The 21,528-nt window shown below is 35.5% G+C and carries 14 protein-coding genes; 8 read left to right on the top strand and 6 right to left on the bottom strand.

What is annotated here, in order from left to right:
• Positions 1-43: 43 nt before the first annotated feature.
• On the bottom strand, positions 44-1,405 hold the full coding sequence (locus ACZ9EE_RS01105) for an IS1182 family transposase (RefSeq protein ID WP_476024834.1): 1,362 nt from the start codon (positions 1,403-1,405) through the stop codon (positions 44-46).
• A 3,394-nt stretch (positions 1,406-4,799) separates the two neighbouring features.
• Here ACZ9EE_RS01105 and yhfH point away from each other — a divergent pair.
• The 3 genes from yhfH (at position 4,800) to ACZ9EE_RS01090 (ending at position 7,758) form a co-directional block, all read left to right on the top strand.
• Positions 4,800-4,934, top strand: a complete 135-nt coding sequence (gene yhfH, locus ACZ9EE_RS01100) for a protein YhfH (protein ID WP_215041785.1) — start codon at positions 4,800-4,802, stop codon at positions 4,932-4,934.
• A gap of 1,755 nt (positions 4,935-6,689) precedes the next feature.
• The gene (locus ACZ9EE_RS01095; RefSeq protein ID WP_476024833.1) at positions 6,690-7,145 is read left to right on the top strand and encodes a hypothetical protein; all 456 of its coding nucleotides are present in this window, start codon (positions 6,690-6,692) and stop codon (positions 7,143-7,145) included.
• Positions 7,126-7,758, top strand: a complete 633-nt coding sequence (locus ACZ9EE_RS01090) for a hypothetical protein (RefSeq protein ID WP_476024832.1) — start codon at positions 7,126-7,128, stop codon at positions 7,756-7,758. Before ACZ9EE_RS01095 ends, ACZ9EE_RS01090 begins: the two co-directional genes overlap by 20 nt.
• Positions 7,759-8,018: 260 nt before the next feature.
• Here the strand turns inward: ACZ9EE_RS01090 and ACZ9EE_RS01085 are convergent, their stop codons facing one another.
• Positions 8,019-8,438 (bottom strand): hypothetical protein, encoded by a 420-nt coding sequence (locus tag ACZ9EE_RS01085; protein ID WP_476024831.1) that lies wholly within the window; start codon positions 8,436-8,438, stop codon positions 8,019-8,021.
• Positions 8,439-8,688: 250 nt separating this feature from the next.
• Here ACZ9EE_RS01085 and ACZ9EE_RS01080 point away from each other — a divergent pair, with 250 nt between their 5' ends.
• On the top strand, positions 8,689-8,937 hold the full coding sequence (locus ACZ9EE_RS01080) for a helix-turn-helix domain-containing protein (RefSeq protein ID WP_251028547.1): 249 nt from the start codon (positions 8,689-8,691) through the stop codon (positions 8,935-8,937).
• A gap of 524 nt (positions 8,938-9,461) precedes the next feature.
• Here the strand turns inward: ACZ9EE_RS01080 and ACZ9EE_RS01075 are convergent.
• The 4 genes from ACZ9EE_RS01075 to ACZ9EE_RS01060 all read right to left on the bottom strand — a co-directional run bounded on the left by ACZ9EE_RS01075 (position 9,462) and on the right by ACZ9EE_RS01060 (position 13,661).
• The gene (locus ACZ9EE_RS01075; protein WP_476024830.1) at positions 9,462-11,117 is read right to left on the bottom strand and encodes a helix-turn-helix domain-containing protein; all 1,656 of its coding nucleotides are present in this window, start codon (positions 11,115-11,117) and stop codon (positions 9,462-9,464) included.
• Positions 11,111-11,602: a hypothetical protein gene (locus ACZ9EE_RS01070; protein WP_476024829.1), complete on the bottom strand. Its 492-nt coding sequence runs from the start codon at positions 11,600-11,602 to the stop codon at positions 11,111-11,113. The genes ACZ9EE_RS01075 and ACZ9EE_RS01070 overlap by 7 nt, the downstream gene beginning before the upstream one ends.
• Positions 11,603-12,663: 1,061 nt before the next feature.
• Positions 12,664-13,071 carry a hypothetical protein gene (locus ACZ9EE_RS01065; protein WP_476024828.1) on the bottom strand — a complete coding sequence of 136 codons (408 nt, stop codon included), beginning with the start codon at positions 13,069-13,071 and terminating at the stop codon, positions 12,664-12,666.
• Between the two features lie 113 nt (positions 13,072-13,184).
• Positions 13,185-13,661, bottom strand: a complete 477-nt coding sequence (locus ACZ9EE_RS01060; RefSeq protein ID WP_476024827.1) for a hypothetical protein — start codon at positions 13,659-13,661, stop codon at positions 13,185-13,187.
• Between the two features lie 643 nt (positions 13,662-14,304).
• Between ACZ9EE_RS01060 and ACZ9EE_RS01055 the strand changes: the two genes are divergently transcribed.
• The 4 genes from ACZ9EE_RS01055 (at position 14,305) to ACZ9EE_RS01040 (ending at position 21,520) form a co-directional block, all read left to right on the top strand.
• Entirely contained in the window at positions 14,305-15,423 is a 1,119-nt protein-coding gene (locus tag ACZ9EE_RS01055; RefSeq protein ID WP_476024826.1) for a hypothetical protein, read from the top strand.
• A 235-nt stretch (positions 15,424-15,658) separates the two neighbouring features.
• Positions 15,659-15,868, top strand: a complete 210-nt coding sequence (locus ACZ9EE_RS01050) for a hypothetical protein (protein WP_476024825.1) — start codon at positions 15,659-15,661, stop codon at positions 15,866-15,868.
• Between the two features lie 544 nt (positions 15,869-16,412).
• Positions 16,413-17,081: a hypothetical protein gene (locus ACZ9EE_RS01045; RefSeq protein ID WP_476024824.1), complete on the top strand. Its 669-nt coding sequence runs from the start codon at positions 16,413-16,415 to the stop codon at positions 17,079-17,081.
• Positions 17,082-17,740: 659 nt separating this feature from the next.
• Positions 17,741-21,520 (top strand): AAA domain-containing protein, encoded by a 3,780-nt coding sequence (locus ACZ9EE_RS01040; RefSeq protein WP_476024823.1) that lies wholly within the window; start codon positions 17,741-17,743, stop codon positions 21,518-21,520.
• Positions 21,521-21,528 lie beyond the last annotated feature (8 nt).

Here is a 21,528-nt window from a genome sequence, read left to right as displayed (position 1 = left end):
TTTGCTCGAAAGAGCAAAAGTTAGACCTATTCTATATCTATTATTAGGCCATTTCTGGACTTTTCCATGTCCAGGTGGCCATCTTTTTTAAATTCATTGCAGCAAAAGTAAGCATCGCCTGCATGGACAATTTTTTTAGGCCTCTTAAGGTTGTCCAACGCATACCATGCTTTTCCTTAGCATCTGCAAAAACACGTTCAATTGTTTCTTTGCGTCTTGCGTAAATGCTTTTATTCTCTTGTGTAGAACGAAGGTATTCGGCTTCTTCTATATAGTGTTCCCAGACATGACGCTGAATGAGTTTTTTATGTTCTTTACTTTGTGTACATTTTGAAAGCAATGGACATTTTTCACATTTAATCGGATTAGAGAAGTATTGACGATATCCTTCTTTCGTCGTAGTTGCATATTTTAATACTTGTCCTTGCGGACAGATATAACAATCATAGTATTCATCATAAACATATTCATATTTTTTCATGTAACCCTCTTTCGTACGAGGGCGAGTATAAGGTAAGGCTGGCGTCATATCATTTTCAAATATGTATTGGGCAATAGCAGGTGTTTTATATCCGGCATCAGCAGCAACCGCAGAAGGTTTCCCTTGTTTCTCGATAACCTTTTCCAACAGTGGTTCGAAAATGACACTATCATGGACGTTCCCTGGTGTTACAATTGCCCCTAATACAAAACCATTTCGCTCAGAGGCTGCATGGAATGAGTACGCGAACTGTTTCGTACGCTCGTCTTTTACGTAATAACCACTCTCAGGATCAGTAGTACTTTGTTTTATTTCCTTAAATTCCTCTTTCTCAAATTTATCAGGTGGAAATGGTTTTTTATCATGTTCTTCACGATCTTTATTAATCTCTACTTGAAGTCTCGCTTCATATGCCTTCGTTTCTTTTCTAACTAATTTCTTCTCGAATTTATGTTTATTTGCACTTGCTTTAACATGTGTTGAATCAATAAATATATGCTCGCTATTAATCAAATTCTTATCTGAGGCTTCCTTCAAAATCCGATAGAATATCTGTTCAAATAAATCTGTATCTTTAAAACGTCGTTCGTAATTTTTACCGAAGGTAGAAAAGTGAGGTACTTTATCATAAAATCCAAAGCCTAAGAACCAACGATAAGCCATATTTGTTTCAATTTCTTCAATAGTTTTGCGCATAGAGCGAATACCGAAGGTATATTGGATGAAAGCCATTTTAATTAATATCACAGGGTCAATGCTTGGACGTCCTCTTTCAGTGGAGTACATTTCTTGGACCAGTGGATAGATAAATGAAAAATCAATAGAAGCTTCTAACTTGCGTACCAAATGGGTTGGAGGTACAAGTTGTTCTAAAGCTATCATTTCTAATTGGTCACGATTTATCTGTGTATTCTTACTTAGCATTTCATCCACCTCAAATACTTATCTATATCTCAATTATACAAAAAGACTGCCAGCAAACCCATAATTTTCTGGATTTATCGACAGTCTGCAGAAGGACTGAGAAGTCCTTCTGGGGAATTTTAAATCGGCGATTTGGAGGAAGTTTTAATCGGCCTTGACACAATCAATGGATTCTCCATTTCTCCTACTTAAACATATTTATTACGAACTCCGATTTAAATAGTTTCACAACCTGTTATCCAACTACTTAACTCTATTAACGCAGTTACTTATACTAACTTTCCTTACTAAAACTAATATTATCCAAATAAATTTCTAATCATCAACAACCCATTCGATTTTTACAGATTCAAATTATTATTTCCTTTATTACTAATCGCAACAACAAATCGATTTATGCTTAAAGAGTTCTTAACATATAACATCATAGTCTTTGAATTTAATATAAACATATATGTTGTTATATATGTTTATATTGTTTTTAATCTTCTTCAAAGTTTTCATAAATTTTATCACAAGATTTTTACCCATTGCTCAATAAGTAGTTTGGTAACTTATGATTCTTACTTCATTATTAAGCAATCAAATAATTATATAGATGCTCGATTGATACAAGACTCATAAAACATATGTATTTTTATTTCTGACAATTGATATAGCTTTTAATAATAAAAATAAAGAAGAACTATTACTTATTATCAATTTTATTGTTAACTTTAAATCATATGTTATTATAAACATTAAAAATAATATTGTTGTTATCAATAATGAATATGATAAGTATTTCTTAAATCACCATTCCGCAAAGTAACAATACGTAGAAAAAAGTAGGAAGTTTTTTAAATCAGCCTCAATGGAATGGTACTTACATATATGTTTATAAAATTGCACCGAGCAGAGAAAAAGGGGTGAACTACGGTAAGTAATATTTGTTTAAATGGAACGCTGCTCCCGCAATCAATTTGTTCCATATGTAAATTTCACTTAAATCTATATAAAAATGTCTGATCAACCACTGGATTCTCAATTTCTCCTACCATATTTATTACAAACTCTATTTTAATCTATTTGAACAACCTGTTATCCAACTATTGAACTTCATTAACGCCTTTGCTACTAACTATCCTTACTAAACTAGTAGTTTATCAACTCTCATATTAATAAAAATCAAATTGGGATCATCCAACCATTTCATCTGTACACATGCAAACTAATATTTCCTACATTAGAAATCGCAACAACGAATCAATTACTATGATTAGAAAGGTCTAAACATATGAAACCACCGTTTTTAAAGTTTAAATTAACATATATTTTATCTTATAGGCTGTAATATATGATTACATTATCTTTAATTTCCTCTTCACAATTTTCATTCATTGATCCATTGAATTTATATCACATGATCTTTATGTTAAAAAATCGTTTCGAAATCATTAGAAATTATCAATTATAGATATTACTTTAGAAATAATCTCTAAGTTGATTTACATATTCATTTTTCAAATTTCCGAGCAAATCAACCTAAATTTTGTTCTCCAGCACTCTATAATTAGTTTAGAACTAATTACTCCCACTTCTTTATTAAGTTTAACTAAAACAGTGAAATAAATTTAAGATGTCACAACTGATACACAACACATCTAACATATATATTTATATATTTTTATTATTAAAATGATATATTTAATAATAAAAACAAAGATAAAACATCTATTATTATCCATATTAATATTAACTTTAAAACGTATGTTATTATTAACAATAATAATAAAATATTGTTGTTGTTAATGATGAATATGATATTTATTTCTTGATTAAACATTTTTGAAAGATACCTCTGAAGAAATAAAAGATTTTACCTATTTGATACAGACTTATCTGTAGAAGTGGAGGAAAATGTATCAAGAGGAGAATTTAAACTAATTAATAGGGGAATAGAAAATTTGTTAGAAGAGTGAGAGTTTTGAGGAAAACTTTACTTCTTATCGTTACTATAAACGTATGAAGTATTAACTTATGTCATCTCTCAAATGATTTAGAAAATGATTAAAATGCTTATTTAGGTTAATCAGTTGTATCACATGATAAAATTAACAAATTTCATATAAGATAACATATATGTTTAAATCCTCTTTAAAATATATTATTTTTCCCAAAAGCGATGCTTCGAACAAAACAATTAAATTAAACGCTGCTCCATGCTAACTAATTCATTCCAAGTGTAGAATCCACTTTAATATCCATTAGATTCAACACCAACCACTATATCCTACTAAATAATCATTAAATTTTATTTTCTCCTTGAACTCATGTTTTTTCATTTATAATTTCACTGATGCAATAAACTATAGAATCCAATAAAAATAAGACCACTGAACTTAGGAAACTGTTAGCTTCATTACGATGTCCGTAATAACTAGTTTGCACAAACCTGTTATCCACCTTAGAACTCAATTGACTCTGGTCTTACCTTCATTACGAAAACTAGTGGGTCATCAACCTCTTTGAAAATAGTATTGAGCCAATTCGGATCACCAATCAACTATTCATTGTGTACAGGAAATTTTATTTTCCAGGATTACTCATCGTAACAAAGAATCGATTACTATGCTTAGTGCCATATAGACATATAATGTCACTATCTTTGAAATTAAAATTAATGTATATGTCGATTTATAAGTTGATTTATATGTTAAGAACATCTTATAAGTTCATAAGATGTTGACATTTTTCCATAGGATCTTTTATGTTAAAAAAATCCTTAGCGGAAAACATTTGAAATTATCAATAATAAATTTAGCCAATAAGCTGAAGGTTAAATACATCTTCATCTTTAAAATTTCGAACAATACAATCTTATTCTGTTCTTCATCCTTACCTTAATAATTATATTCAATTTATTTAATATGGCCCTCTATTAAAAGTTGGGTACCAATTACTCCAATATTAAGAATAACAAAGCTGTCAATTTAAATGAAGCAGTCACGATGGACACTTTAATTTTATTAAAACATATTTATTTTCAGCTTGCTGAATTGACCTACCACATTCAATAAAACATATGTTATTAATGACAATAAATATAATTATATTGTTGTTGTCAATCGTGAAGATGATGATTATCTCTGATATTTATATTCTGGAAAGGAACATATCAAGAATATAAAAAAGGTTTTACCTCATTTTCTACAGATAGAGAATTATCTGTAGAAGGGGGAAAAGGGGATAACCTAAAATAATTATCATCGGAAAATAAAAATTGAGAAATCTTATTTTTAAAAATTGTCAGACTTTATTGAAAAAAGGTCTGTACATTTTTCTGCTTTTTGTTTATACTGTACTACAACAAGAGTAATTAATATTAACTGTATTAATAAAGGAGGAGATTTAAATGTTAGGTAGCCCTGTTGAATTTTTTCGCAATTTACCAAAAAAGGAATGCCCTGAATGCGGGCAGCATATGCAAGAGCAAGCAGAAAGTTATTTGATGGATTGTGATCATTGTTCATCCAAAAAAGAAGAGTAAAGTGGTTAACTCTCCAGCATTGCTGGGGAGTTTTTAATTTCATTACAATACATTACCGTTTAGGAGAAAATTAGGCAGACATAATTACTTTGCGCAATCACTTAAAGATTTTGAAGACATATATTTGTACAAAAGTGAACATTGTATCCAGCAAGCGAATTCTCTTTCAGGGGGAGCTATCACTTTAATAGAAATAAATAGCCAGACCCCAGACCTCTCCGCGAAAATGAATAGGCTTTTTTATCTCTATAAACTAGGTAGTTTTAATTGAATAACTATTGCTTTGGCATCTTAACGACATCTACTTAGGTGTTAGACTAGTATTAAACAGTCAAAACTTTAAGCTGAAATACAGGTCGCGAAAAAACTCGGAATATTGTTCCAATGGTATTAAACTAAGGAACTTGTATTAAAGAAAATAGAGGCGCGGCAGCATTTTTCTATTTTAACTAACAAAGCAAAACGTCATAATTAACCGCGTTTAATTTAATTAGAGGTTTGGATTATTGAAATTTGATGTCAAACTAATCTAAAGGAAGTTATATAAATAAGAACAATATAAAAAACATAATCGATAACGACAATAAAACATATATTAATAATAACAATAATATTAACATATAAAATATTTACATATTTAACAATAAAAATAATAACAATCTCTAATAGATTGGCTTTAACTTTTGCACTTATTCTAAGCACAGAATTTCTACAGACTTTTTTTATGTTTACAATTTGTATACTTCGGACAATTAACGAGATATGTATTACGAATAACGGATTTCTTTATAAAAATCTAAGTAACCTGGGCAACAAGTGAAAATCATGGTGATAATAATAACTAATGATTTCTGGTTCTTGTATCCACTAACTTTTGAGTTTATCTTTGAGATATCCGTTTTTACCAAAAACTGTTAGAGCCAGTGAATCTATCATGTATAGGAAATTTTTTTGCTTTTCATGGAAAGACGTCAGTTTGTCGGATTAGGACATCCTGCTTACATCTCCAATTCAAGGTACTCGGATCTTTTAATTTTAAAAAACAACAGAATGATTCACAATAATAAAATAGCTGCTTACATTTTTCCGTATTTCTACATTTTCAATAAAGGCCTAAACTCTTGTTCATTAAATTAATAAGATGATGGAAAGTACTATGATGACGGCATTTTAACCATACACCAAGATAATAGACGCTTGAAACATCCAGTTTTGAGCCAAAGGTTTAACTCCTTCTTATATATCTAATAAAGTATATCTAATAAAGCCGGAAATGTGGAATAAGGGAAAGAAGATAAATCAGGAAAACTGGGGAGGAAAGGCAACGTTTTCTAAACTAATCTATTTAATTATTAAACAACCTCTTCGAATCTAACCTTATAATCCAACTCTATAATTAATAAAGATTAGGGCAATAAATTTAGAATATGATATCCCTGTGTTTAGCTCATCTTTGAATTCTTTTATCTAATTTCCACCTTAACCAGTTTCACACCCGCTTTTTTTGCATCTTTGACTGCTTTTTTTAACTGCTTTGATACACTTTTATCCTTCTTTTTATTTGTCATATTCAACCTTCCTTTCTAGGATTTTGTAGTAACCAGTATTCCCTTATTCTAAAAAAATATACAAAAGAGTTCTATAATCCCCCTTCCCTCACTATATATCTAATAAAACATGGAAAAGTGGAAAAGTGACCATGAGCTAGATTGAAAAAGTAAGAGGGGGAGAAGGAAAGTGGAGAGCTTAAACCCAATGTTTCAAAACAGTGATTCAAAAAAAATTATTTCAAAAAAAGAGGATTTAGAAAGTTTCCCTAAGAAAAGACGACAGCCTCGTTCGGATAAATGCCACAATATCAAGTTCCCTGTAACACCTATCATGCAGATGAAATTGCGCACCCTCTGTAAGCAAATGGAAAGATTTATTCAAACTAAAGAGGGACAACCTTTAACTCAGACCGCATTTAATACTACCCTCTTACATTTTGGGTTAAATCATATTGATATAGTGGACTGGGTCCAGGATTATAAAGATACCAAAACCTATATGCATACCATGCTGCAAGAAAATAGTTACAAAGTGATTGGTGGTCCGTATGGACTGGCCATTCAAAAACAATTATCAGAACGTAAGGTAGTCTTCATGATAATGGCAAGCGTCTTGCATTGGATTGAAAAGGGTGGTTCTCTTGAAGAAATCCTACAGTAAATTGAATCTTCTTCAAAAAAAATTACAAGGCCTCTCTTCCCCAAAAGGCTTTTTTGACTATATTCTAGGAAGAAACCGAAAGTACCTAACCATTGTCACCGGTTACTACGATTATATAAGAGGAGAAGTGTTTATTGATGACATGTTCGATGTATTTGATGATGTGCCTCGAGGATTTGATTTAGCTGTCCTGATTCATCTGCTTTATAAGGATTTCCTTACCCAAATCAAAAAAGGGAATATAAATAAGCAGGTTGCAGGGTTCCTGCTGTCAGGAAAAGAACGATATCTAGGAGAAAAGAAAGTAGAAAAACGAGTGTTGAAGGCATTGACAGAACGAGTTTTTTCGTTCGAATCCATTGAAGAAGAGGTCATCGAGGAGGAGTCCGAAAAAGAGAAGAAAGCATACATTACGATTCAAATGAAAGAATCTGAAATACTAAGGGGAGAGATTTTTTTACATGACCTCACCCCTTATCTGAACGACGAGCATGTAACAATTGAGGACTTGTTGACCATCCTTTATTTGGACTTCATCAACCAGATCAAAGAACAGGGGAATTCAGATAAAATACAAAAAAGTATTCTTTCTCACCTGAAATCGGCCCTTTAGAAACGATATCAGGTGGGAACCCCCTAAACGATAACTCTAATTTTAGAACCACTTAAAACTTTTACAATACATATAATTGAACCCAGCCGGATTGCTTACAATATAAGTAATTGTAGGTAATCAAACTATAATCAGTCTTCTTTTTAATTAGGATTGCTAAGTATGCAAATACCCGTTTGCCAAGATCCCCTAAAATGGCCCATCATTAATCCCCTAACCCTGTGAAGTGAGTAACCAATACCCATACTCTCCTATTCATTCTAATCCAGTGTAAAAACCAATCCTCCTGTAACCTTAATCGGTGCAGAAGGATTCTTAGCCTGTTCGAATCGGATTTTCCGATTTTTTTCGATCTCGGGAACTAGTCTCATATTGTTTTCATGATCCTTGATTATTTTTTCTTCTTTTGTCTGCTCTCGAGTGACGTCCATCCTCCCAGTATTTACTTTAGAGGACTGCTGTTGCCATAAACTGTTCTGATCTAGCGACCAAGGAGGAGAAGGGAGAGGGACGTCACCTTTTTGATACGGCTTTAATAAGTTGTGAAACTCCTTCGAATGGGCAGCTGTAAACAGAGCTGCCCTTATAATCTGATTTCTATCTAGATGAGTAGCATGAAAAAGGGCATCCACATAGGTTTTGAATACATCATCATAACGAACGGTAGGTCTATATACCATAAAATGACGCCTCCTTTAAAACTTTAATAAAGAGATGCATGTAATTGACTGAACATCGGTTCCAATTCGAAATCCATTCGGTTTCCATATGCTAAATATTTTCCGTTGATAAGTGACCATATTAATACCCCTTTAGACGTCTCCTGACGTCCTTAGTACAAGGTATGAGCCGTGGCTTGTCCACTATTCCCAACTTTTTGAGAATCAATCGTATATTTTTGGGATTAAGTGTCCAGAATGGGGAAATAAGATGAATGAGAAGGGAGTAATAAAAATGTGGGGTATGGGCAAACCACGGAGTAAATTAGGGAAGTGGATGGATCAAAAAGGATTAGAACAACAAGATCTAGCCAAGATCGCTAGCGTAAGTAAAAATACAGTAACGAAAGCATGTAGCGATACTGACTACATTCCACGCCCGGACGTCATGAAAAAACTATTGAAAGCAATACGGAAAGTGGATCCTCATTTGAAAATGAGTGACTTTTGGGATATGTGATTGGACAAAACCCTTCATCCTAGAACCTTACGAGTGATTTTCTTAGCCTTTGTTCTGGAAGTAAAAAAATTGGTAATGAAACTAGTTAAGATTCCCAACTTCCATTACCGGCCCAGGTTTATCTCTGTTAATCTTTAAAATAGGTCTAAAAGTAAGCGGAAATTCCCATACACGAAAATCTGTCCAGCAATACTTTTATACCGACGATTTTAAGTGTTTTTTGTTTTGAATATAAATAACCATTTTATTGCATTCTCTACCGCCTTAAGGCGGTCTGGCTTAACTTTAGTTTATGTAGTTCTCGATCTTACTTTTAGAAAGGGTAACTTTATATAGATGAAGAGAAAAGCTTTTCAAAATTTTTGATTTTAAGATACTTTTTACACGTATGCTGGCTCAAGTACAACGTATCTTTTCTTAATCCCATATGCCTTCCTACAAAAAATCCTCTTTCATGCCTGGCCAGAAGAGGGGAGTCTAACAACACCTCTTTTATCAAAAAAATAAGCATCGAATTCCGATGCTTATTTTGCCTTTAACCATTCCTTCATTTTTTCAATATTCTCAGTATATGGGCGTTTAATTAAGTTCCTTTCATATCTGGATAAGGTACTATGGGAAATGCCCATTTCATTAGCCGCCTGTGAAATGCTTAATCCTCGGTCAATTCTTTCCTTGTTTATGTTTTCAGGGGTCACTAACTTTTCTTCGACCGCTTCAATCGAAGCTGCCGCCTCTATTTCCGTTAAACCTTTTAACATGGTCGAAAAGTTTACGGGTTCATAATCATGGTCTTCAATCATCAATAAATCCCGGTCATCCCCATTTCCTGTGATTTCAGTGGGTGGAATAATTTGAACACGTGCTTTTAACCAAGTGTTTGCGAACCAGTTTCTCTCCTGCTCAATTTGCTGTTCCAAGTCTTTTTCCTTATAGCTCCACTCTTTAATGATTCCGTCCATTTGTAAGGTATCTAATATTTCTTCAAATTGCTCCTTAATCCTTGAACCATATCGAGGGTTCACATCTAAATCCATGACGTTTAGTAAGCCTTTTTCTCCACCGATATGATAGGCTCTTAAATAGTCGGCACTCTTTTGACGAATCCTCCACTGCCAGGATAGATAGCGTGATAACCGCTTATGATACTTTTGCTTCGTTGGATGGTATTCGAGTGTCTTTAATGCTAATAAACCACTGCTCTTTTGGGATCCGAACAAGAAGTTGGAAAGTAATTCCCCTGGACGGATACTGCATTCATAAATACCAATCGGATTATCCCCACGGTAAGCAACCGTTACGCTATCCACCAAAAATAACGGATTGAATTGCACTTGACCAATTTCTTCAAAGTTACCCTGATCCTCGTTTATGAACCTCAAATTTTCTCGTTCAATCCGAATCCATATGGTCGTAAGAGCAGCCAATCTTTTCATAATATCGTCCCGTTCTTTTTTCCGATAAGAGGTATGATATCCATCTGAATCTTCGCTTCGTCCTTGCAACCTCCTTAGATTCAAGGCATCATCTGTATGAAAATGAATCATTTGGTCTTTATGAGTGGCCTGCTGCATCCATAGTATGGAAACGATATCGAATATATCTGCTGTTAAGTCATCCATCGAGGTTATGGCTTGAGAGGTGAGATTTTTCCATTGCTCTATCGCTGCATTGGATTTCATTTTTAGATAGGCATCTTCGGATCTAACCTGGGCAGTCGCTTCTAATGCCTTCTCGGCAATCTTTGCAGTAGGTATTTCCGTTGCAATGTCAAATTCATTTTTACTGATGGTTTCCCTTAATTTATGAAATAATAAAGCTGAACCGGAATCAGCAAAATTCTGATTTAACAAAGAATTTATTACTTGTCTATTACTAGATTTTAATGAACTGAGGGTAGTCTCTTCCCCAACAATCCGTATGTATGGAAGGACAAAACTACGAATCTCGTCTTTATATTCCTGGACCCATTGTTCCATATTCTCAAATTTCAATTGATGGTCTTTCCCTAAACGATCCATGATCACGAAAAAAGCCTTTAAGGATTGGCAAGGCTGATATTCTCCTTCACTTGCCATAAGATGACGGATATCTTCATTCCACTCAACGAAGAGTTGAGGTTGATCTGGAAAAACCGTCTTCGTAACGTTCAAAAATTTATTTTGCAAGGTATTTAACATGATTCTTCACTCCGTCCTTCCCTGATCGGCCTTATGTTTTCAAATGAGCAGTTTTGAATGTAATCATGGAAAATATCTGTTTCTATAATACCCACATCATGCAAAAAGCTGATGGATTCAAAAGAAAGGAATTGAGCAATCGGATTTTTTTCTAGGATGATATTTATCAACTGTTTGATGTCCTTTTCTTGATAAAGAATATAATTCCCCGCACATTCGTTAATTTCTTCAGGTGAATAAATGGTTTCTTTCATAGGATAATTATGTTTACATTCATATACTATTTCACCATCAGTATAATATGTAGTTAGACCAGATTCTTTACTAGTCTTATAGTATTCAATCTGTTTTCGAAACCATATGGGACCACTTGATAAGCTGATTACTGGTTTAGGCAGCACACCACGAAAATGATAGGTGGAGACCTTTCTCCGATCCCATCCAAGGATTTCCCCCGCCTCTTTAACACCTACTAAAAAACCCATCCATATTTCCCCTTATATACCGTATAAGGTTATTATGATTGAGGATTGTTGCATTTGTCAACACGTCTTTGTCCTTATAAAATCATAATAATTCATGGTTTACTTTCTACATCAAGGATACCCCTTAGATGTGCAACTATTTCTTTCTTGACGTTTCCACTCACAATGTGCATACTATTTTATTTCTAATGATCCTTTCTTCAAACAAAATAGAGATATGCTCTCCATTAACTGGTCGCGCGCTAATATCTGCACTTTGACGGATTCTCTTACAATTTGCACAACCTTTGAGTTCTTAAAAGCCCTCCATCCCAAAAATCACAGACATGTGGACTTTTACTGGTAGAACTCTTGTAATCTCTTCTTTAGCGGTCCTCACACAATGTGCATAACCTCTTGTTTTTCATAAGTCATCCATTTTAGAATCGCACCTATGACCTATTACTGGTCGTGTGCTTATATTCCCAACTTTGACGTTTCCTTTCACAATGTGCACAGCTTTTTGTTTTCATACAAGTCATCCATTCCTAATCACAGGCTTATGACATTCTACGGATCTGCTTACAATCTCTTCTTTGACGTTTCCTTTCACAATGTGCACAGCTTTTTGTTTTCATACAAGTCATCCATTCCTGAATCACAGGCTTATGACATTCTACGGATCGTGTGCTTACATTCTCTTCTTTGACGTTTCCTTTCACAATGTGCACAGCTTTTTGTTTTCCTACAAGTCATCCATTCCTAATCACAGGCTTATGACATTCTACGGATCGTGTGCTTACAATCTCTTCTTTGACGTTTCCTTTCACAATGTGCACAGCTTTTTGTTTTCCTACAAGTCATCCATTCCTGAATCACAGGCTTATGACATTCTACGGATCGTGTGCTTACAATCTCTTCTTTGACGTTTCCTTTCACAATGTGCACAGCTTTTTTTTCCTAATAGTCACTCATTCCTGAATCACAAGCTTATGGCATTCTAGTGAACGCATGCTTATATATTCTCTATTTTGACGTTTCCCTTCACAATGTGCACAGCCTTTTGCTAACCTAACAGTCATCTATTCATGAATCTTAAGCTTTTGACATTCTACTGGGCGTGTGCTTATATTCTCTTCTTTGACGTTTCCTTTCACAATGTGCACAGCTTTTGTTGTCCTAAAAGTCATCCATTCCTGAATCTCAAGCTTTTGATATTTTACTGGGCGTGTGCTTATATTCTCTTCTTTGACGTTTCCTTTCACAATGTGCACAGCTTTTGTTGTCCTAAAAGTCATCCATTCCTGAATCTTAAGCTTTTGACATTCTACTGGGCGTGTGCTTATATTCACTTCTCTGACGTTTCCTTTCACAATGTGCACAGCTTTTGTTTTCCTAAAAGTCATCCATTCCTGAATCTTAAGCTTTTGACATTCTACTGGGCGTGTGCTTATATTCTCTTCTTTGACGTTTCCTTTCACAATGTGCACAGCAATTCTTCATGAATACCGTCATTAAGGAAGAACAGAGATTGATTTTTATTGACTGGTCGTGCACAAATACTTACTACTTTGACGTTTCCTTTCACAATGTGCACAGCTTGTTAAAGATCATCCATTTGAATAAGAGGGGATATGCTTTTCATTTTTGGTCGTGCTCTTATTTTTTCAACCATGACGTTTCCTCTCACAATGTGCACATTTTTAATAGAGAGGTATGCTCTCCAAATTACCGGTAATGCACATATATTTTCTACTTTGACGTTTCTTCTCACAATATGCACATCTTTAATAGAGAGGTATGCTCCCCAAATTACCGGTAATGCACGTAAATTTTCTACTTTGACGTTTCCTCTCACAATGTGCACATTTTTAATAGAGAGGTATGCTCCCCAAATTACCGGTAATGCACGTAAATTTTCTACTTTGACGTTTCCTCTCACAATGTGCACATTTTTAATAGAGAGGTATGCTCCCCAAATTACCGGTAATGCACGTAAATTTTCTACTTTGACGTTTCCTCTCACAATGTGCACATTTTTAATAGAGAGGAATGGGGGTCGTGCACTTACATTTTCCACTTTGACGTTTCCTTTCACTATGTGCACAAATGAGTCCACGAAATCATTGTGACTCCTGTCTTACTCAAAACTGTCCATTATAAAAAGATTGACGCTTCCTTTCACTGTAGTGCACCAGTAAATCCTGTGCAACTTTTTTTTGCCTGACGGTTGCTCTCACAATGTGCACAAGATCTTGAAACCACTATGTTTATATGTCGGATGAAAACCTATTAATGAATGGAAAAAATTCAATCCTATCTTATATAAACACAAAATATTGCAAAGTTTTCTCTTTCTAATGTTTGAATATGAAAGATAATGACGTTTCCTCTCACACAAATCAGCAAATATTCCTGTGCAAGTTTTTGGTTCTGTTTTGGGTTTTGACTGAGCCTTTGAGAGAAACGCTGATTTAACAACATTTCTCTCAATCCAGTTATCTAGCAAGCATGACGTTTCCTGTCACATTATGCACAAATCATAAAAAATAATGACGTTTCCTTTCACACAAAAAAATTCAAAGTTTTTTTCAAACCCTTGTCCCCCAAGGGTTTCACGCCTATTGTGCAACTTTGAAAATCCCTTAATAAAGGGCATCATTTCCTCGATTTCCATTCTGCTATAATTCAAGCTAGGAAAATAGACGAGAGGAGGGCCTACAATGAAGAGTAAAATGAGAATTGACGGATTTAGAATGCATCATGCCATACTGGAAGAATTCCGTTTTCTACGCGATGAGTCTTTTGAACGCCCTCCTGCATCGTGCTATGTCGTTTATATGACCATGTTAAAACAACTTGAAGTAGAACAGAATCAACGAGGCGTGCTAAAAGAATATAATCTTTCTGCTTGGGCAAAGAAACTTGGAATCTCGTATTCTACGCTTTGGGGAGGAAAGAAGTATTTAGAAGATCATCATTTCGTGAGAGAGGAAATACACGAAGGATTGCCTGTTCTAGTGCTAAAAGATGTGGAAAAGTATAATACACCTGAACAAAATGGTGGGGTTCTCAACTACTTGATCATACCACATGGCCTTTTTGAAACAAATATATTAGCAGAATTCGTTCGTACTTCAAATCCGGAAGGGATTGAACTGCTCTTATCCTTACTTAACCAATTTCGAACTGGTATGTCTTTTAGTAAAACAGGTGAGGTAGAGAAAATAAAGCAAGAGCGGACGATGAAGACACTCAAATTACAACTTAACAAAAATGCAAAAGGAGTCCGTAAAACATTGAGCGTGTTAGAGGCTCTATTTTCCATTGAATTTACTGGGATTGAAATCCGTGGGAAACAATTATGGATTAAGAAGATTTCCTTTTCCTTAAAACCGGAATGCGTGGAAGAGAATACAGATGAATTCAATGTTAATCCGCTCATGGCAAAATTATCGAAAGAGCTAACCTATTTCTTAGATGGTCACCAAATAAAATATAAACCAAGAGACCAAATCGATGTCATGCTTTCTTTTAAACAGGAAGTAGTGAATAAGCTGAACTATCTCATGGATGACGATAACGAGAAATTCACTGTGCGTGATCGTTTCATGAAAAAATACTTCTTAGACATAATGGATTCGATTGGAGAGGTTATACATACGGAAAAACAACGAAAAGGATCTTTCCAATTTTACTCAATCGGTGCTTTTTTCAGAATGGCCTTCAGAAGGTATTTTATTGGATCTGTAAAAGAGCTGCCTAGGGAGCTCATTCATGAAGCTAAGATGAGGGAGTATGCTGCAACGGGCCAATTTCCGGTACTCCACAATTTAATTTAATAGAGACAATCAGCCTTGTGAAAAAAAATGACCATCACAGGGCTATTGGTCTATCAAAAAAAGAAATTCTAAACCAAATGCTTAATAAAATTCCTTCCTTTTTTGTGTGTCAAAGAATTATCACAGAAGAAAAAAGGGGGGAATTTTTTTTTTGAATATTGTATTCCGAATGATTACTTGTGTATTAGTGAATAACTGGATTAATCACAGAAGAAAAAAGGGGGGGATTTTTTTTTTGAATATTGTATTCCGAATGATTACTTGTGTATTAGTGAATAACTGGATTAATTATAGAAGAAAAAGGGAGGAATTTTTTTCTTTGAATATGGTGTTCCGAATGATTACTTGTGTATTAGTGAATAACTGGATTAATCATAGAAGAAAAAGGGAGGAATTTTTTTTTGAATATGGTGTTCCGAATGATTACTTGTGTATTAGTGAATAACTGGATTAATCATAGAAGAAAAAGGGAGGAATTTTTTTTTGAATATGGTGTTCCGAATGATTACTTGTGTATTAGTGAATAACTAAAATATGTCCTTGTGAATATGTAAATAGTATTAATAAATGCTTGTGAAAAACTGAATTCTATTACATACTCTTTGTGAAATAGTGGAAACTATGTTATTAATCATCTCCAAAATTGCTGAAAGCCTTGTCGTATAACGGATTCACTCGAAATAGTAAAAGTGCCTATTAATTTTGTTCTTTTATTAAATATATATTTTCTTACTAAATATATATTCTTACTAATTATGTTTTTTACGATGAAAATCCATGAATATATTAAACTGGTATTTAATACCCCATTAAAAAATTTCTTTCTATTGTTAATAACAAATGGACTATTCTTTTTAAAAGGCTTATTGAAGGTGTCTACAGCATCCGCCAAACTGGCTCATTAAGCATTCGTGTAACCAAAAACTAGGCAGGTTAGTGGAATAAAAAGTGCTAAAATAGGGATGAAGAATATAAAAAGGAGTCGGAAGATGGCAGGTGAAAAAAACTGGACATTTAGTATTGTAATCGGGGTATGTATTGCTGTCCTATTTGAAGGAGGGGGCCTTTTATTGAGATTTTACAAGGTCGATTTTAATAAAAATCTTCAGATGGCCATAACATTTGAAAACAATGACGTTAAGCCAGAGGAAGTTGCTTACAAATTTTGGTTCGAGCTTATAAAGCCTTATCAGGAAAGAAATCTAGCACCGTGGGCGAGGCTGATTGATGCTAGATTTAACAAATTTCAACTGTTAGTGGGAGAAAAAAAGGATTTTGCCATAGCAGCGACCTTTTGGGTTAAGCCGGAAAGTGAAACGTGGAGTATCTTCCACAACTGGGGTAAACGGCAAAAAGATGGGACCATTCAGAATATCCATTGGACGATGGGAATCAAGAATACAGGAAAGAAAGAATTTAGGCTTACAAAGATTGAGGAAACCTCAAATGCGGTAGCAGGACTAGCACTTGTAAAAGAACATTATCAAAAGGAAGCGGGTGTGAAGGTAGCTAATGAAAACACCGCTATTTCACTCAATCCCTTTAGCAGCAAATATGTACGGAGTACCAAGTTTAATGAACAAAAGGGCACTGAGACCAATCCTCAGGTTAGGATTACTGGCCTCCACCCCTTGAATAGGCATGACATCAGAAATTAGGGCTTTAAAGTTCCATGATAAGGCATACAGAGTTACACTGGGCGGCAGCTCTACGGACTGTTCAGAAAGGAAAGAGCACCTTTCTGACATTCCGTAAGTGTGGCTTCGGCATTAAATGGACCGATAACCACGGAATGTACGCCTCACGCCTACATTCCGTAGGTTCCTGTTCCATTTACGGCTTACACTGCTATACCGAACAAGCCGAAAACCAGAAAATCAAAAGATTGAAAGACTAAAAGAATAAAAGACAAAAGGAGAGCAGCCGAAAGGGCTGCTTTTATTGTTCAGTTTGTTTCAGCCAGGCAGCCTTATGGCTGCTGTTTTTCTTTAGAAATCATGATTTAAAAGAAATTCTTCAAAACATAGTTCCTGCTTCTGGTCGCAGCACTACGGACTTTTCAGAAAGGAAAGACGTCTTTCTGTCATTCCGTACGTGTAACTTTGGCACAAATAGGCCCGATAACCACAGTCGGTACGGCTGATGCCTACATTCTGTAGGTTCCTGTTCCATTTACGACGGAACCAGCGTACCAAACGGGTCGAAATCCATTAAGACGTTGGGCTCTTTGCCCGAACCCAGCCAACGGGATGAATATGTAACCAGATATTAACAAATCATATTTAGGATAATACAAATTCTATTACAGGTGATCTGCATGCAACTCGTGAACAAGCTAAAGCAAATACAGGATAAATTAAATGATTTAAATAAAGATAATAAAAACATTCGTTTCACTCAATTAAACAAATCATATATTGATTTAACATCAATGCCTCAGGGGAGAGCTAACTCGCCTTTTGATATAATTCAATGCCTCCTTCATGGGCCGAAGGGAGGAAGGTTCCAAGTCACCGATTCAAAAAGTCCAATAGCTGAAGAAATACGGTGGACTAATCAATTCAAAGACTTAAATAAAGAATGGACGGCTCGACATTTAGAGACTGGTGAACGCGATTTATATTTAGGCTTTCCATTTGTCTCTGGCACATTACAGGATGGAACCTTTATCCATGCTCCTATACTTTATTATCCAATACAGTTAACAAAACAAGATGGCGATTGGTTTTTGGCATTTGAAGAAGAAGGTGAGATTATATGGAATCGTTCTTTAATGTTAACCGTGCAGCAAGCAAATGAAATTCGTATCTCGGAGGATAAATTTGGACAGGCTCTCTCATTTTCTAGCCATTTGAATATACAGGAATACCTTGAAAAACTTTGGGATTTTGGATTTCCAATAAACTCTCCTCTTCCGAATCAAGGTAGGCATCTTGTGTCCTTGCATGATTACTTGACCCCCTTTCGAACGGCTAACGTTGGAAAAGATAAAAGAAAACATTTTTCGTGGGATGACATCCAATTTCCTTTGACAATTGTACAGCATGCTATTCTAGGTCAATTTAGCCAAGGAAAAAAAGGCATTTCAAAAGACTATCAAGCTTTAATTAAAGAAGTCGAGAACGGTGAAAAAGCCGAGTTAATATCGATCCTTTTAAATGAAACAGAACCTGAGCCCACAGGGATAGAAGACAACCGGATAAATCATGTGGACAAAGGACCCGAAGAAGAAAATTTCTTTTTACTTCCTACCGATTCCTCTCAAGAAGAAGTAATATTAACCGCTCGATTTGAACGGGGATTAGTAATCGATGGACCGCCAGGGTCAGGGAAATCACAAGTGATTGTTAACCTAATGGCGGATACTCTACGCCACGGCAAACCTGTGTTGCTAGTTGCCGAAAAAAAGACAGCGTTAGCAGTTGTACTTCAACGTCTTCAGGAGATTGGGTTAGAAGATTTTGTAGCATTAGTCCATGATGAAAAAGATGACCGAAAGGTCTTGTATAAGAAGATTGTCCAAAGATTAGGAAATCCCCTCGAAGTCGATTTGGAACAGATTAAAGAGGAATACGTAAAATGCTCGAATGATATTGCAACAAAAACATCTTATCTAAACAACATCACTAGCACTCTTTGGGATGCCCAGCCAAACGGTCTATCTCTCTTCCGGATGTATGATCGCTATCTACCATATCGAGGAAGAAAAATGAAGTTTAGCCTTCCATCAACCGGATATGATTTGAAGGAGCCGGAATTGAAGTCAATTAAAGAAAAGTTGGAACGATTAGGTCGTTATGATATACGGTATCGCCATTCCGATTATCCGTGGGGTAAACGAAAAAGCCTTTCATCGATGACTTTAGATCAACGTAATCAGTGGCTCGAATCCTTTGATAACCTCTTTATCAATATGAAAGAGGAAACTGATTTACATCAACAATTGGAAGCATGGAATCTGCCCGTCAGTTACCTACAACTCCATAGGACTTTGATTGAGCAAGGACAAGCTCTCCTACAAAGGGTAATGGACCAAAAGATGCTTGCGAAATGGTTTTGGAAACGGTGGACACGGAAGAATGGAGAATTTTTTATTCAATTAGGAGGGACCTCCGAACTCGAATGGGACAAGCTATTGGAAAAGTTCGCTCATATTCGAGCATGGAGTGAAATTCGGGAGAAAATCGAAAAGAAGATTAAGGGATTAACCACTCTCTTTCCTGATTTAGTCCTACAAAAGAAATTAGAGGGATGGAAAAAAGGAGAGTCCTTAAAAGAATGGGTTCAACAACTGCGACACACTTTGCAATCAGATTGGGATTCCATGAAACAGGCAGACCGTGAAGTAGAAAACCTCACACCTGTCATCCGTTCCATTTACGAGAAGTGTTTGCAAGAAATTCCTCCAATGAAAGATCAGCCGATTGGAACACAATGGTGGGAACAAGTTGAACATGCATACTTAGAGTACTGGATTCATTGGGCGGAGGATGCCAATCCCCACATTTATGATATTTCGGAAGGAGAGTTTGAACTACACCGAAAACAGTACGGAGAGATGTTAGATCGAAAACGAGACGTGGCAGCAGCCTACCTTCGTTTAAAACTACAACAGGCTTTAACGGAGGTCCTGGAAAAAGACACTAAAGAGATTGTTTATCGTTGTGGTCAAAAAAAACAAATATGGCCCATTCGGAAATTACTACAATCATACCCAGATGTTCTTTCGAAGATTATACCAATATGGTTGGTCTCCCCTGAAATAGCTAGTACTGTCTTTCCTTTGCAAAAGGACTTGTTCGACCTTGTTATTTTTGATGAAGCCAGTCAATGTCCAATTGAAAATGGCATTCCTGCGTTATTTCGTGGAAGAAGGTTAGTGATAGCTGGAGACGACAAACAGCTTCGTCCTACAAAAGTAGGAAAGAAAAGTTTTTCTATGGATGAAGATGATGATGAATACATCGAAGAAATTCAAACAGCTGAGTCCTTACTTGACCTAGCCATTCGAACTTTTAAGCGAAAGCCCCTCCAATGGCATTACCGGTCGAGATTTGAGGAGCTTATAAACTTCTCGAACCATGCGTTCTATAAAAATATCCAGGTTGCGCCCAATGTTCTACCAACCCAAGATCCGCCCGCAATCCAATGGTTTAAAGTAGATGGTGGGGTCTGGGTTAACAATTCGAATATGGAAGAAGCTAAAAAGATAGTGAATTTGATTGTAGAACACTATCAACGACAAGATCCCCAGACCTTAGGTGTTGTAACGATGAATCAAAAACAATCAGAATTAATAGAAACCCTCATTAAACAACGCGTGGCAGAAGACCCTGAATTTGCGATGGCCTTTAATCGGGTCATGAGTCGGGAACTAGAAAAGACCTTAATCATTCGTAATATCGAGAACATACAAGGAGATGAACGAGATATTATGATATTTTCCATCACTTATTCTCGGGATAGTAGTGGAGAAATTCATGCCCGATATGGTTTTCTTAACCAAGTTGGAGGAGAAAATCGCTTAAACGTAGCGATTACACGTGCTAAAGAAGGAATTTGGATTGTATCCTCTATTCATCCATTAGAGCTACCGGGGGATGAAAAAAATCCAGGAGTTTACTTCTTTAAACGTTATTTGGAATACGCATTTGCAATCGCCGAACGGAATCTTCAAGGAGCACAAGCAGTACTAGCCAATATGAATGCCGATTATAAGATACAACATGATAGCCTTAGACCTCCAAAATTTGATAGTATTTTTGAGGAAGAGATCTTTGATGCTCTAGTGGCAAAGGGATACCTTATACGTACCCAAGTGGGAGCTTCCACATATCGCATTGATTTAGCAGTAGTGGACCCAAATAATCCTCGTCGGTATCTGCTCGGTATTGAGTGTGACGGAGCAATGTATCATAGTTCGAAAACTGCTCGGGAACGGGATGTAACAAGGCAACGGTTTTTGGAGAATCGTGGGTGGATAATTGAACGAATTTGGAGTAGGAACTGGTGGAAACGTCCAAATGAGGAAATAATGAGGATTGAAAAAAGGATACAGGAAATAGTAAAGGAATCGGAAACCAAAATGACCTCTTGAAAAGTCAT

This window comes from Bacillus sp. URHA0034 (assembly GCF_056280405.1).
Note: the sequence above shows the minus strand (reverse complement) of the source record. Positions and strands in the feature narration are given on the sequence as shown.